At 74.0% G+C, this 13,548-nt stretch carries 13 protein-coding genes; 10 read left to right on the top strand and 3 right to left on the bottom strand.

Going from position 1 to position 13,548, the window contains the following annotated elements:
* Positions 1 to 616: PspC domain-containing protein (locus tag DMH08_RS41245; RefSeq protein ID WP_233617983.1), on the bottom strand; the 616-nt coding region annotated here is incomplete at its 3' end.
* 160 nt (positions 617 to 776) lie between these two features.
* Between DMH08_RS41245 and DMH08_RS34360 the strand changes: the two genes are divergently transcribed.
* Positions 777 to 1,961 (top strand): PspC domain-containing protein, encoded by a 1,185-nt coding sequence (locus DMH08_RS34360; RefSeq protein ID WP_233617982.1) that lies wholly within the window; start codon positions 777 to 779, stop codon positions 1,959 to 1,961.
* Entirely contained in the window at positions 1,958 to 2,599 is a 642-nt protein-coding gene (locus tag DMH08_RS34355; RefSeq protein ID WP_026402637.1) for a response regulator, read from the top strand. The genes DMH08_RS34360 and DMH08_RS34355 overlap by 4 nt, the downstream gene beginning before the upstream one ends.
* 50 nt (positions 2,600 to 2,649) lie before the next feature.
* Here DMH08_RS34355 and DMH08_RS34350 read toward each other — a convergent pair whose 3' ends face one another.
* Positions 2,650 to 3,333: a PIG-L deacetylase family protein gene (locus DMH08_RS34350; protein ID WP_051300706.1), complete on the bottom strand. Its 684-nt coding sequence runs from the start codon at positions 3,331 to 3,333 to the stop codon at positions 2,650 to 2,652.
* A 335-nt stretch (positions 3,334 to 3,668) separates the two neighbouring features.
* Here DMH08_RS34350 and dhaK point away from each other — a divergent pair, with 335 nt between their 5' ends.
* The 6 genes from dhaK (at position 3,669) to DMH08_RS34320 (ending at position 9,518) form a co-directional block, all read left to right on the top strand.
* Entirely contained in the window at positions 3,669 to 4,664 is a 996-nt protein-coding gene (dhaK, locus tag DMH08_RS34345) for a dihydroxyacetone kinase subunit DhaK (RefSeq protein ID WP_026402635.1), read from the top strand.
* Positions 4,661 to 5,305 carry a dihydroxyacetone kinase subunit DhaL gene (gene dhaL / locus DMH08_RS34340; RefSeq protein WP_233617981.1) on the top strand — a complete coding sequence of 215 codons (645 nt, stop codon included), beginning with the start codon at positions 4,661 to 4,663 and terminating at the stop codon, positions 5,303 to 5,305. Before dhaK ends, dhaL begins: the two co-directional genes overlap by 4 nt.
* The gene (gene dhaM, locus DMH08_RS34335) at positions 5,290 to 5,676 is read left to right on the top strand and encodes a dihydroxyacetone kinase phosphoryl donor subunit DhaM (protein WP_125620224.1); all 387 of its coding nucleotides are present in this window, start codon (positions 5,290 to 5,292) and stop codon (positions 5,674 to 5,676) included. The genes dhaL and dhaM overlap by 16 nt, the downstream gene beginning before the upstream one ends.
* 77 nt (positions 5,677 to 5,753) lie before the next feature.
* Complete coding sequence (pcrA, locus tag DMH08_RS34330) at positions 5,754 to 8,015, top strand: DNA helicase PcrA (protein WP_199748136.1); 2,262 nt, start codon at positions 5,754 to 5,756, stop codon at positions 8,013 to 8,015.
* A 99-nt stretch (positions 8,016 to 8,114) separates the two neighbouring features.
* Complete coding sequence (locus tag DMH08_RS34325; protein ID WP_026402631.1) at positions 8,115 to 8,669, top strand: GNAT family N-acetyltransferase; 555 nt, start codon at positions 8,115 to 8,117, stop codon at positions 8,667 to 8,669.
* A gap of 81 nt (positions 8,670 to 8,750) precedes the next feature.
* Positions 8,751 to 9,518: a sulfite exporter TauE/SafE family protein gene (locus DMH08_RS34320; RefSeq protein WP_026402630.1), complete on the top strand. Its 768-nt coding sequence runs from the start codon at positions 8,751 to 8,753 to the stop codon at positions 9,516 to 9,518.
* 10 nt (positions 9,519 to 9,528) lie between these two features.
* Here the strand turns inward: DMH08_RS34320 and DMH08_RS34315 are convergent, their stop codons facing one another.
* A complete protein-coding gene (locus DMH08_RS34315) occupies positions 9,529 to 11,031 on the bottom strand; it encodes a glycoside hydrolase family 15 (protein ID WP_233617980.1) in 1,503 nt (500 codons plus the stop codon).
* A gap of 301 nt (positions 11,032 to 11,332) precedes the next feature.
* Between DMH08_RS34315 and sucC the strand changes: the two genes are divergently transcribed.
* Together sucC and sucD are read left to right on the top strand one after the other, a co-directional pair.
* Complete coding sequence (gene sucC, locus DMH08_RS34310; protein WP_125620223.1) at positions 11,333 to 12,511, top strand: ADP-forming succinate--CoA ligase subunit beta; 1,179 nt, start codon at positions 11,333 to 11,335, stop codon at positions 12,509 to 12,511.
* Between the two features lie 2 nt (positions 12,512 to 12,513).
* A complete protein-coding gene (gene sucD / locus DMH08_RS34305; RefSeq protein ID WP_026402628.1) occupies positions 12,514 to 13,401 on the top strand; it encodes a succinate--CoA ligase subunit alpha in 888 nt (295 codons plus the stop codon).
* The last annotated feature ends 147 nt before the right edge of the window (positions 13,402 to 13,548 follow it).

Genomic DNA, 13,548 nt, shown 5'->3' with positions numbered 1-13,548 from the left:
GGGCGGGCGGCGCCGGGCGCGGGCTGAACGCGGCGAGGTCGATCGCGCCCGGCGGCAGGCCGCCGAACCCGTCCGGCGCGTCCTCGGCGAGCGGCGCCGGGCCGTCCGGCGCCGCCGGTGGCACCCGGTGCCCGGCGAGCCGCTCCGGCACCCGCCGCCCCGCCTCCTTGTACCGGACGCCGCGCGCGTGGGCCGTCGCCGCCGCGAGCGCCGTGAACACCACCGCCGTCGTCGCGTCCATGTCGATGCCGGACGTCACGACCAGCAGCGCCGACAGGGCCAGCAGCCCGCCCAGGATCGTCAGCACGCCGGCCGCGTCGAACCAGCGGCGCAGCACCCGCTCGGCGGGCGCCGTCGCGTGCGGGACGGACGGCATCACCAGCGCCGCCGCGACGTAGAGCACGATGCCCTGGCCCTGGACGAACGCGAACAGGCCGAACGCGACCCGGTACACCACCGGGTCGATGCCCGTGTACCGGCCGAGGCCGCCGCAGACACCGGCGAGCACGCGGCTGCGCCCGTCCCGCGCCAGCCGCGGGTAGTCGCCGCGCGCGGCGGTGGCCCCGGCGTCGGCGGCGACGCCCCCGCCGCCGGTGTCGTTCGCTTCGTCGACCATGCCGTCCATCGTGGCGTGCGGCGCTTCCCGCGCGGTATCGGGGACGTCCCTGAATCCGACCCTGAGACCGGACCGGGGTACGTCCCCGATGCGCGGCACCGTCCGTCCGTGTGACGATCGTCGACGTGCGGGAACGGGGAAGACGGTGAACGGGGGCGCGGTGGACGGCCGTACGGCGGATCCGCCGCCGCTGGTGCGCGCCGCGGACGGGCGGCTGCTGGGCGGAGTGGCGCGGGGGCTCGCCGACCACCTCGGCGTCGACGTGCTGTTCGTCCGGATCGCGTTCGTCATCCTGACGCCCGGGATCATCGCCTACTTCGCCTTCTGGCTCCTCGTGCCCGGGGCCGAGTCGCAGGCGCGCGCGCAGACGGAGTCCGTGTCCGTCCCCGCGCGCACACGGCGCGACTGGGGGCAGCTCCTCGCGTACGGCGCGGTCGCGCTCGGCCTGCTCGTCCTCGCCGCCATGCCCTGGGGCGTCGCGAGCCCCTTCCAGTGGGCGCTGTGGCCGTTCGTGATCGGCGGCGCGGGCGTCGCGCTGCTGTGGCAGCAGGCCGACCGCGCCCAGCGGGAACGCTGGGTGCTGCCGCTGCGGCAGCGGTGGCTGCGCTCCCTGCTCGGCCTCCTGCTCGTCGTCGGCGGGATCGGCGGCGGCGTCGCGCAGAACGTCGAGGCGAACCAGATCCGCTCGGTCCTCGTCGCGATGCTGATCATCCTGACCGGCCTCGCGCTGATCGTCACCCCGTGGCTCGTCCGGCTCTGGCAGGACCTCGACGCCGAACGGCAGGAGCGCGTCCGCTCCCAGGAGCGCGCCGAACTCGCGGCGCACGTCCACGACTCCGTCCTGCACACCCTCACCCTCATCCAGCGCAACGCCAACGACCCCCGCGAGGTGCAGCGCCTCGCCCGGTCGCAGGAGCGCACCCTGCGGACCTGGCTGTACGAGCGGCGCGACGACCCCGACCGCACCTTCGCCGCCGCGATCAAGGAGACGGCCGGGGAGGTCGAGGACCTGCACGGCGTCCCCATCGAGGTCGTCTGCGTGGGCGACACCGCGCTGGACGAGCGCGTCGCCGCGGCCGTCCAGGCGGCGCGGGAGGCGATGGTGAACGCCGCGAAGTACGCCGAGGCCCCCTCCATCTCGGTGTTCGCCGAGGTCGAGGGGAAGGCCATCGCGATCTTCGTGCGGGACCGGGGCCGCGGCTTCGACCTCGACGCGATCCCGGACGACCGGATGGGCGTCCGGGGGTCCATCATCGGACGTATGAAGCGCAACGGCGGCCGGGCGACCGTCCGCACCGCGCCGGGCGAGGGCACCGAAGTGCGTTTGGAGATCGAGAAGCAGTGAGCGAGCCGCGCAAGAGGGTCGTGCTGGTCGACGACCACCAGATGTTCCGGACCGGCGTCAAAGCCGAACTCGGCGACGGCGTCGAGATCGTCGGCGAGGCCGGCGACGTCGACGAGGCCGTCGCGGTGATCCGCGACACGGCACCCGACGTGGTGCTCCTCGACGTGCACCTGCCGGGCGGCGGCGGCATCGAGGTCCTGCGCCGCCTGCACGGCCGCGTCCCGTCCCGCTTCCTCGCCCTCTCGGTGTCGGACGCCGCCGAGGACGTCATCGGCGTCGTGCGCGGCGGCGCCCGCGGCTACGTCACCAAGACGATCTCCGGCCCCGAGCTGACCGACGCGATCGGCCGGGTCGCCGAGGGCGACGCGGTGTTCTCCCCCCGGCTCGCCGGCTTCGTCCTCGACGCGTTCGCCGCCACCGACGCCCCCGCCGTCGACCCCGAACTCGACCAGATCACCCAGCGGGAACGGGACGTCCTCCGGCTGATCGCCCGCGGCTACGCCTACAAGGAGATCGCCAAGGAGCTGTACATCTCGGTCAAGACGGTCGAGACGCACGTCAGCAGCGTCCTGCGGAAGCTCCAGCTGTCCAACCGGCACGAACTCTCCCGCTGGGCCGCCGCCCGCCGCCTCGTCTGACCGAACCGGCCGGCCCACGCTCGCAAAGCTCGCTCCGGCCGCGGGCGGGGTCAGGTGGTGTTGACGACCTGGAAGGGTTCGGCGAGGCGGCCTTCGGGGAGGCCGGCGGCGGACGCCGAGGCGGACAGCCAGCCGTGCAGCATCGACCGGAGCTCCTCCTCCGGCGTGTGCGCGGTCTGGCTCGCGTGGGCGCGCAGCGCGCTGACCTTCCGCTCGAACCGGTCGGTGATGTCGACGTAGTGGTTCGCGGTCGGGCCGCCGGTCAGCCACACCTCCCGCGCCGTCCACGCCTCCAGGCCCTCGGTCAGCAGCTCCGGGAACGCGTAGGGGTTGCGCGCGTCGGGGTAGACGGCGTCGAGCGCGGCGGCGCCGACCGCCCGGTGGTCGGGGTGGCTCGGGTAGATCCGCTCGTAGTTCCGCTCGGGGCTCGGCATGACCACCCGGTCCGGGCGCACCTGCCGGATCACCCGCGCGATGTCGCGGCGCAGGTCGAGCGTCGCCTCGACGCGCCCGTCCGGGTAGCCGAGGAACCGCACGTCCGTCACGCCCACGACCTTCGCCGCCGCGCGCTGCTCGTCGCGCCGCAGCGCCGCCATCTCCGGCCGCGTCAGCCCGTCGTCGAACCCGCCCGCGTCGCCGTCGGTCACCATGAGGTACACGACCTCGATGCCCGCGTCCGTCCAGCCCGCGACCGACCCGGCGGCGCCGAAGTCGACGTCGTCCGGATGCGCCATCACGGCGAGGATCCGCTCCAGTCCGCTGTCTTCCAGTACGCCCGTCACGCCCCAACTCTACGGTCGGGACGCGGGCGTCCGGCAGGTGCCGGATCGCGATTTCCCGAACAAACCGGCGCGCGGCGGGCTCTTGCTGCGAAACCCTTGCTTACCGAAGGATCGGCATGCCCCTCCGCCGCGGCCCTCACCGGGCTCGCCGTTCTCCTGGCCGGGTGCACGGCTTCGGAGACGGGCGGCGGCCCGCCCCCGATCGAGGTCGGTCGTGTTCGAGACGCCGCCGCGGCGATCACGATTGGGTCTGGGACGGGGCGCCGGACGCGGGTATGGCTGTGAGCATGCGCAAACTCATCAACGCCCCCGGGGCCGTGGTGTCCGACGCGCTCCGCGGGCTCGCCGCCGCGCACCCGTCGCTGCGGGTCGACCCGGCGGGCGGGACGGTCGTGCGGGCGGACGCACCCCGCACCGGCAAGGTCGCCCTGGTGTCGGGCGGCGGGTCGGGGCACGAGCCGCTGCACGCCGGGTTCGTCGGGCCGGGGATGCTCGACGCCGCGGCGCCGGGGGAGGTCTTCACCTCGCCGGTGCCCGACCAGATCATCGCCGCGACCATGGCGGTCGACGGCGGCGCCGGGGTGCTGCACATCGTGAAGAACTACACCGGCGACGTGATGAACTTCCGGATGGCCGCCGAACTCGCCGAGGACGAGGACATCGAGGTCGTCCAGGTGGTGGTGGACGACGACGTCGCCGTCGAGGACAGCACGTTCACGGCGGGACGGCGCGGCACCGGCGCCACCCTGTTCGTCGAGAAGATCGCCGGGGCGCTCGCCGAGGAGGGCGCCGGCCTCGCGGCCGTCGCGGCCGTCGCCCGGGAGGTGAACGAGCGCAGCCGCTCGTTCGGCGTCGCGCTGTCGCCCTGCACCGTCCCGGCGGCGGGCAAGCCGACGTTCGAGCTGGCGGACGGCGAGATGGAGCTCGGCATCGGCATCCACGGCGAACCCGGGCGGGAACGGGTCGCGGCGGGCACCGCCGCCGAGATCGTGGACGCGGCCCTGTCGGCGATCGACGCGGACGCGCCGCTCGCGGGCGAGGACCTGCTCGTCCTGGTCAACGGGATGGGCGGCACCCCGCTGCTGGAGCAGTACGTCGCGTACGGGGCGGTCGCCGACTGGCTCGCGGGGCACGGCGCGACGGCCGTCCGGTGCCTCGTCGGCGACTACGTGACCAGCCTGGAGATGGCCGGCGTCATGGTCAGCGTGTGCCGGCTGACGCCCGACCTGACCCGGCTGTGGGACGCGCCCGTCGAGACGCCCGCGCTGCGGTGGGGCCGGTGACCGGGCTGACCGGGCCCGCCGCGCGGCACTGGATCCGCCGCGCCGCCGAGCTCGTCTCCGCCGACACCGAACGGCTCACCCGGCTGGACGCCGCCATCGGCGACGGCGACCACGGCCACAACCTCGACCGCGGGTTCGCCGCCGCCGTCGCGGCGCTGCCCGCGGACGCCCCCGCCGGCAAGGTGCTGGTCGCGGCGGGGCGGGCGCTCCTGTCGAAGACCGGCGGCGCGTCCGGGCCGCTCTACGGGACGATGCTGCGCCGCGCCGGCCGCCGCCTGGCCGACCTCGACGACCCGCCCGCCGCCGACCTCGGCGCCGCGCTGCGCGCCGCGCTCGACGGCGTCCGCGAGCTGGGGCAGGCAGCCGAGGGCGACAAGACGATGGTGGACGCGCTGGCCCCGGCCGTCGCGGCCTACGAGGCGGCCCTCGCGGACGGCGCGCCGCCGCCCGGCTGCGCACGGGCCGCCGCCGACGCCGCAGCGGCGGGCGCGGACGCCACCGTCCCGATGCGGGCCCGCAAGGGGCGGGCCAGCTACCTGGGGGAGCGCAGCGTCGGGCACCTCGACCCGGGCGCCGCGTCCACCGCGCTCGTCCTGCGGGCGCTCGCCGAAACGTTGGAGGGCCGATGGTCGGAATCGTGATCGTGGCGCACAGCCGGGCGCTCGCCGAGGGCGTCGCCGAGGTCGCGCGGGCCATGGGCGTCGGGGAGGCCGTCGTGGAGGCCGCCGGCGGCGACCCCGACGGCGGCCTCGGCACGAGCCCCGACGCCGTCGAGCGCGCCGTCGAGGCGGCGTCCGGCGACGGCGGGGTGCTGCTGCTCGCCGACCTCGGCAGCTCCGTCCTCACCGCCGGGATGGTCGCCGAGGACGCCCCGGACGGCACGGTGCTGCTCGCGGACGCGCCGCTCGTCGAGGGCGCGGTCGCGGCGGCGTCGGCGGCCGCCGCGGGCGCCGACCTCGCCGCCGTCCGCACCGCCGCCGAAGCCGCCTGGGACCACCGCAAACGCTCCTGACGCGGCCCGGCGGGCGCCGGCCCGGGTCCCGGCGAACGCGCCGAACCCGGGTCCGGGGCGCCGTAGACTCGCACATGATGTCGAAGACAGAAGCCCACCCCTTGCTCGACGGCCTGAACGAGCAGCAGCGCGCCGCCGTCGTCCACGCCGGCGGACCCCTCCTGATCGTCGCGGGCGCCGGGTCGGGGAAGACGCGCGTGCTGACCCACCGCATCGCCCACCTGCTCGGCGAGCGGGACGTCCACCCCGGCCAGATCCTCGCGATCACGTTCACCAACAAGGCCGCGGCCGAGATGAAGGAGCGCGTCGACGCGCTCGTCGGCCCGCGCTCGCGCGCCATGTGGGTGATGACGTTCCACTCCGCGTGCGTGCGCATCCTGCGCCGCGAGGCCAAGCGGCTGGGCTTCCCGACGAGCTTCTCGATCTACGACCAGGCGGACGCGCAGCGCCTCATGGCGCTCGTCTGCCGGGAGCTCGACCTCGACCCGAAGCGGTACCCGCCGAAGTCGTTCAGCGCGCAGGTGTCGAACCTGAAGAACGAGCTGATCGACTACGAGACCTGCAAGGCGCGGGCGTCCGGCCACATGGAGCAGAAGCTCGCCGAGGCGTACGAGATGTACCAGGCGCGGCTCCAGCAGGCCGGCGCGATGGACTTCGACGACCTGATCATGATGACGGTCAACCTGCTGCAGGTCTTCCCAGAGGCCGCCGAGCACTACCGGCGCCGGTTCCGGCACGTGCTGGTCGACGAGTACCAGGACACGAACCACGCGCAGTACGAGCTCGTCCGGGAGCTGACCCGGCCGGTCGAGGGCGTGGGCCCGGCGGAGCTGTGCGTGGTGGGCGACGCCGACCAGTCGATCTACGCGTTCCGCGGGGCGACGATCCGCAACATCCTGGAGTTCGAGCGCGACTACCCGGACGCCACGACGATCCTGCTGGAGCAGAACTACCGGTCCACGCAGACGATCCTGTCGGCGGCGAACGCCGTCATCGAGCGCAACGCCGACCGCAAGCCGAAGCGGCTCTGGTCCGACCAGGGCGAGGGCGCGAAGATCACCGGGTACGTGGCCGACAACGAGCACGACGAGGCCGCGTTCGTCGCGCACGAGGTCGACAAGCTGACCGACGCGGGCGACGCGAAGCCCGGTGACGTCGCCGTGTTCTACCGGACGAACGCGCAGTCCCGCGTGTTCGAGGAAGTGTTCATCCGCACCGGCCTGCCGTACAAGGTCGTCGGCGGCGTCCGCTTCTACGAGCGCAAGGAGATCCGCGACGCGCTCGCCTACCTGCGCGTCCTCGCCAACCCCGAGGACACCGTGTCGCTGCGCCGCATCCTGAACGTCCCGAAGCGCGGCATCGGCGACCGGGCGGAGGCGTGCGTGGAGGCGTACGCGTCCCGCGAGCGGATCTCGTTCTGGCAGGCGCTGCGCACCCCCGAGGACGTCCCGGGCATGGCGACCCGCTCGATCAACGCGGTCCGCGAGTTCGTCCTCCTGCTGGACGAGCTGCGCGCGGCGGCCGCGTCGGTGTCGCCCGCGGAGCTGATCGGGGCGGTCCTCGACCGGAGCGGCTACCTGGCGGAGCTGCAGGCGTCGAAGGACCCGCAGGACGAGACGCGCATCGAGAACCTGCAGGAGCTCGAGGCCGTCGCCCGCGAGTTCGAGGAGCGGCTCGACGGGGAGTCGCCGGAGGGGCGGCTGCCGGAGTTCCTGGAGCAGGTCGCGCTGGTCGCGGACGCCGACTCGATCCCGGGCGGCGCGAAGGGCGCGCCCGTCCCGCCGGGGGAGCAGCCGGACGAGACCGACCAGGGCGTCGTCACGCTGATGACCCTGCACACCGCGAAGGGGCTGGAGTTCCCCGTCGTCTTCCTCACCGGCATGGAGGACGGCGTGTTCCCGCACCTGCGCGCCATGAGCAACCCGAAGGAGCTCGAGGAGGAGCGGCGCCTCGCCTACGTGGGCATCACCCGCGCCCGGCAGCGCCTGTACCTGTCGCGGGCGACGATGCGCAGCTCGTGGGGGGCGCCGCAGGTGAACCCGCCGTCGCGGTTCCTGGGCGAGGTGCCGACGCCGCTCATCGAGTGGGAGCGGGAGGCGTCGTCGGCGTCGGGTTCGGCGGCGACGCGGATGGCGGCGCGTCCGGGCGTCCGGTCGCCGGGGGCGCGCGCGGTGCCGTCGCTGTCGCCGGGCGACAAGGTGACGCACGACTCGTTCGGGCTCGGCACGGTCGTGTCGGTGGACGGCGCGGGCGACAAGGCCGCGGCGAGCGTCGACTTCGGCGGCGACTACGGGGTGAAGCGGCTCGTCCTGCGGTACGCGCCGGTCGAGAAGCTCTGACGGCCGCCGCGGCCGGGGGAAGAGCGCCGACCTCGGATCTGGTTCGTCCGTAACGCCCGTTACGGTGCGTGGGACGAAAAAGGTACGAGGAGGTTCCCCATGTTCGCTTACCGGCTCGCCGACGGCGCCGAGCTGCGTCCCCTGGAGCCTTGGCAGGCCGCGGAGTTCGCCGAGCACGTCGACCGGGTCCGCGAGGACATCGTGCAGTACGTGCCGTTCGGGCGGATCGTCGTGGACGAGGCGAGCGCCCGCGCGTTCCTCCAGCGGTACGCCGACCGGCAGGCCGCCGACGAGGGCCGCTTCTACGGCATCTGGGTGGACGGCGTCCTGATGGGCGGCGCGCTGTTCCGCGTGTTCGACGCGGGCCGCGGCGTCTGCGAGCTCGGGGTGTGGCTGGACCGGGCGGTGCGGGGGCGCGGCCTGATCACCACCGCCTGCCGCGCGATGATCGAGTGGGCGTTCCGGGCGCGCGGGATGGCGCGGGTGGAGTGGCTGTGCGACCCCGGGAACACCGCGAGCGGCGCGGTCGCCGAGCGGCTCGGGATGACGCTGGAGGGCGTCCAGCGCAAGGCGTTCTACCACGACGGGGCGCACCGCGACGTGCAGGTCTGGGCGATCCTCGACGACGAGTGGACGGCCCCGGCGGCCGGCTGACCCTGGAACGGTCCGGCGCTCCGGCCACCGGGTAAGGTCAGGTGTTTCTTTTGCTTTGACTCCTTACCCCCGGGGGCCGCGGTGGACGTTGAGCAGGTCGTGCTGCTGCTGGCGGCGGCGCTGGCGGCCGGATGGGTCGACGCGGTGGTCGGCGGGGGCGGGCTCATCCAGCTCCCCGCGCTGCTCGTCGCCCTGCCCGGCCAGCCCGTGGCGGCGGCGCTGGCGACGAACAAGCTCGGGTCGATCGCGGGGACGGCGTCCGCCGCCGTCGCGTACCTGCGGAAGGCGAAGCCGGACACCCGGGTCGCGGTCCCGGCGGGCGTGCTCGCGGTGGCGTGCGCGGCGGTCGGGGCGCTGTGCGCGGCGGCGATCTCCTCGGACGTCCTCAAGCCGGTCATCATGATCGTGCTGCTGGCCGTCGCGGCGCTCGTCGTGCTGAAGCCCGACCTCGGACGGACGCCGCGGCTCGTCCTGCGCACGCGGCGGCGGATCGCCGCGGCCGTCCTGATCCCGGGCGTGCTCATCGCGTTCTACGACGGGCTCGTCGGCCCCGGCACCGGCACGTTCCTGGTCATCGCGTTCACCGGCCTGCTCGGCATGGACTTCGTGAACGCCTCGGCCACCTCGAAGATCATCAACGCGGGGACGAACCTCGGCGCGCTCGCGGTGTTCGCCGTCCAGGGGCACGTGCTGTGGGCGGTCGGGCTGGCGATGGCCGCCTGCAACGCCGTCGGGGCCCAGCTCGGCGCCCGGACGGCGATCAACCGGGGCGCCGGTTTCGTCCGGGGCGTCCTGCTGTGCGTGGTGGCGGCGCTCGTCGCGAAGCTCGGCTGGGAGCAGTTCGGCTGACGCCCCGGCGTCAGGGCGCGGTGGGCGGGATCGGCAGCGGCTCCTCCAGCGCCGCCAGCGACAGCACCACCATGGACGCCGTCCACCCGAGGGGCGCGACGCCCGCCTGGTGCCCGGTCGGCCCGACCTTCTCCGGCAGGACGCCCATGGACGTGCGGTGCCGCTGCAGCCAGTCGAGGCGCTCCAGGGCGGTCTCGGTGCGGCCGGACGCGGCGGCGGCGAGGCCGAACAGGGCGACCTCGGGCGTCCAGGCGATGTGCTTGTTGCCGGGCCACTCCTCGCCCGGCAGGACGCCCCCGTTCGGGAGCGACTGCTCGGCGAACGCGTGCGCGATCGCGGCGGTCACCCCGGCGTCGCCGGGCGCGAACGGCGGTGCGACGAACGTCACGGACGTGTCCATCCGGCCGCCCTTCACCGGCGAGCGCGGGTACCCGTAGGGCGCGAACTGGTGGCCGAGCGCGTCCGACAGCCGGTCGGCGGCCCCGCTCCACCGCGCCGCCTCGGCGCTGCCCCGCTCGGCGAGCGCGGCGGCGGAGCGCAGCCCCGCCAGGACGGGCCCGACGACGCCGAGGGTGGGCCGCCGCGGGTCCTCCTCGGTGCGGGGGTCGCGCTCCCAGTAGTCGGACGACGCGGGCGGCAGGCCCTCGGCGTCCAGCGACAGCGCGAGGTGGTCGGCGGCGCGCCGCACCATCGTCCACAGCCCGCCGGGCAGGTCCGCGGCGGACTCCTCGCCGGGCGCGGCGGCCCGCGCGAACCACGTCGCCCACAGCATCCAGCCGAGCGCGTCGAGCTGCCGGTCGCGGCCGTCCTCGACCGGGCTCCCGTCCACGTGGTAGCGGGCCGCCCAGGTGCCGTCGGGGTCCTGGACGCGGGCCATGAACTCCAGGACGGAGCGGGCCTCGGCGGGGTGCCCGGACACGGCGAACGCGGCGGCGGCGAACGCGGAGTCGCGCGGCCAGCTGTACCGCCAGATCCCGTACCAGGACGCCTGGGACGCGCCGTTCGGCCGGGTGAGCAGCCGCAGGTCCAGCAGCGCCCGCGCCGACATCGCCTCGTACCGTTCGCCGAGCCCGCCGGTGGGGACGGTCCCGGACGCCAGCCACGCCCGGTCGGAGCGCACGGCCGCCTGCACGCGCGGGTCGTCCGCCGGGACCGTGACCGCGGTGCCGCCGCCCGGCGGGACCAGCCGCATCCGGCCGTCCCGGAGCCGGACGACGGAGCTGTCCGGCAGGTAGGAGGCGCCGAGGGACTCGTGCGGGGGCAGCGGGACGCCGGTGTGGGGCGCGCCTCCGCCGCCGACGAGGCCGGGGCTGGACCATGCGGGGACGGCGTCCGGGGCGGCGGCGGCGCCGCTGGTCGCGACGAGCGCGGCGACGGTCGCGCCGATCGTCAGCCTGCGCAGCCGGCCGGCGCCGGAGCGGCGCGGCGCCCGCGCCGCCGCGCGGCTCCCGCGGGAGCCGGGCCGTCCGGGCGCCGTCGCGGTCCTCGCGAACGCGCGCGGCTCGTCCGACATCGCCGTCTGTCTCCCCCCGGTCGTCCGCGCCCGGTCGGGCAAGGTTCCCCGGGGCGGCGAAAGAAGTACATCAAACTACGTCAATCGGTTCATCCTCCTCAGGGACAGACGTCCCCTCCTTCCCAGGAAGCACACCCGGCCAACCGCCCGAACCCCGACATATGGCCCCGGCGGCATCACCACGCAGGCGGGTTGACTAGGCTGCATCGACGGAGCGGACCGCAGAGTGCCGGCCGCACGGAAACCCGTGTAACCCCCACTCGTGTGGTCTTTTGGCTGTCAATCCGTAAAAGGAAGCCTCGTGGACCTGTTCGAACATCAGGCGAAGGAACTCTTCGCCGAGTACGGGGTACCGGTGCCCACCGGCAAGGTCGCCCATACTCCCCAGGAAGCCCGGGCCATCGCGGCGGAGCTGTTCGCCGCGGGGAGCTCGAAGGTCGTCGTCAAGGCCCAGGTGAAGACCGGGGGCCGCGGGAAGGCCGGCGGCGTCAAGCTGGCCGACACCGCCGACGAGGCCCAGGAGCTCGCCACCCGCATCCTCGGCATGGACATCAAGGGCCACACGGTCCACAAGGTCCTGATCGAGGAGGGCAGCGCGATCGCGCAGGAGTACTACTTCTCGTTCCTGCTCGACCGCGCCAACCGGACCTTCCTCTCCATCTGCTCCGTCGAGGGCGGCGTGGAGATCGAGGAGGTGCCGCACGACCGGCTCGCCATGGTGCCGATCTCGCCGCAGGACGGCGTCGACCGCGCCAAGGCCCGCGCGATCGCCGAGCAGGGCCGCCTCCCGCAGGAGGCCCTGGACGGCGCCGCCGAGCTCATCGAGCGCCTGTGGGCCGTGTTCACCGACGAGGACGCCAGCCTCGTCGAGGTGAACCCGATGATCCTCACCGCCGACGGCCAGGTGAAGGCGCTCGACGGCAAGGTCACCCTCGACGACAACGCGTCGTTCCGCCAGGAGCACGAGAAGCTCGAGGACAAGGCCGCCGCGGACCCGCTCGAGGCCGCCGCCAAGGCCAAGGACCTCAACTACGTCAAGCTGGACGGCAGCGTCGGCATCATCGGCAACGGCGCCGGCCTCGTCATGTCCACCCTCGACGTCGTGTCCTACGCCGGCGAGGAGTTCGGCGGCCAGAAGCCCGCCAACTTCCTCGACATCGGCGGCGGCGCGTCCGCCGAGGTCATGGCCGACAGCCTGGAGATCGTGCTCTCCGACCCCGACGTCAAGTCGGTGTTCGTCAACGTCTTCGGCGGCATCACCGCCTGCGACGCCGTCGCCAACGGCATCGTCGCGGCCTACAAGCTGCTGGCCGACCGCGGCGAGACCGTCAACCGCCCGCTGGTCGTCCGCCTGGACGGCAACAACGCCGAGCTCGGCCGCGAGATCCTCACGGACGCGGCGCTGAACGGCGTGCAGCAGGTCGACACCATGGACGACGCGGCCAAGCGCGCCGCGGAACTCGCAGCGGCAGGTGCATGAGCATGGCCATCTGGCTCACCGAGAACAGCAAGATCATCGTTCAGGGCATCACCGGCTCCGAGGGCACCAAGCACGGCCGCCGGATGCTCGCCTCCGGCGCCAAGGTCGTCGGCGGCGTGAACGCCCGTAAGGCCGGGCAGTCCGTCGACTTCGACGGCACCACCCTCCCGGTGTTCGGCACCGTCGCCGAGGCGATGGCCGAGACCGGCGCGGACGTCTCCGTCGTGTTCGTCCCGCCGAAGTTCACCAAGGACGCCGTCGTCGAGGCCGTCGACGCCGAGATCCCCCTCTGCGTCGTCATCACCGAGGGCATCCCGGTGCACGACACGGCCTTCTTCTGGTCGTACGCCGAGTCCAAGGGAAACAAGACCCGCATCATCGGGCCGAACTGCCCCGGCATCGCGTCCCCCGGCAAGTCGAACGCGGGCATCATCCCCGCCGACATCACCACGCCCGGCCGCATCGGCCTGGTGTCGAAGTCGGGCACGCTGACGTACCAGATGATGTACGAGCTGCGCGACATCGGCTTCTCCACCTGCGTCGGCATCGGCGGCGACCCGATCATCGGGACGACCCACATCGACGCCCTCCAGGCGTTCCAGGACGACCCGGAGACCGACGCCATCGTCATGATCGGCGAGATCGGCGGCGACGCCGAGGAGCGCGCGGCCGCCTACATCGAGCAGAACGTGACCAAGCCGGTCGTCGGCTACGTCGCCGGGTTCACCGCCCCCGAGGGCAAGACGATGGGCCACGCCGGCGCGATCGTGTCCGGCTCGTCCGGCACCGCCGAGGCGAAGAAGGAAGCGCTGGAGAAGGTCGGCGTCCGCGTCGGCAAGACCCCCAGCGAGACCGCCCGCCTCATGCGGGACATCATGAAGAACCTCTGATCACCCGATCGGACCACGAAAGACGCCCGAGCCGCCCGGCGGCCCGGGCGTCTTTCGCGTCCCCGACGACAAAGGCGACACGCCGGGCGGCTCGGGCGTCTTTCGTGGTCCGATCGGGTGATCAGAGGTTCTTCATGATGTCCCGCA

Source organism: Actinomadura sp. WAC 06369 (assembly GCF_003947565.1).
GTDB classification, from domain to species: domain Bacteria; phylum Actinomycetota; class Actinomycetes; order Streptosporangiales; family Streptosporangiaceae; genus Spirillospora; species Spirillospora rifamycini.
The sequence above is the reverse complement of the archived record's forward strand: the minus strand, read 5'-3'. Positions and strand labels throughout refer to the sequence as shown.

What these genes read in the sequence shown, in the direction of transcription:
- DMH08_RS34315 (WP_233617980.1), bottom strand. Translation starts at nt 11,031, where the DNA reads ATGTCGGACGAGCCGCGCGCGTTCGCGAGGACCGCGACGGCGCCCGGA.
- dhaM (WP_125620224.1), top strand. Translation starts at nt 5,290, where the DNA reads ATGGTCGGAATCGTGATCGTGGCGCACAGCCGGGCGCTCGCCGAGGGC.
- sucD (WP_026402628.1), top strand. Translation starts at nt 12,514, where the DNA reads ATGGCCATCTGGCTCACCGAGAACAGCAAGATCATCGTTCAGGGCATC.
- dhaK (WP_026402635.1), top strand. Translation starts at nt 3,669, where the DNA reads ATGCGCAAACTCATCAACGCCCCCGGGGCCGTGGTGTCCGACGCGCTC.
- pcrA (WP_199748136.1), top strand. Translation starts at nt 5,754, where the DNA reads ATGTCGAAGACAGAAGCCCACCCCTTGCTCGACGGCCTGAACGAGCAG.
- DMH08_RS34350 (WP_051300706.1), bottom strand. Translation starts at nt 3,333, where the DNA reads ATGGCGCATCCGGACGACGTCGACTTCGGCGCCGCCGGGTCGGTCGCG.
- DMH08_RS34325 (WP_026402631.1), top strand. Translation starts at nt 8,115, where the DNA reads ATGTTCGCTTACCGGCTCGCCGACGGCGCCGAGCTGCGTCCCCTGGAG.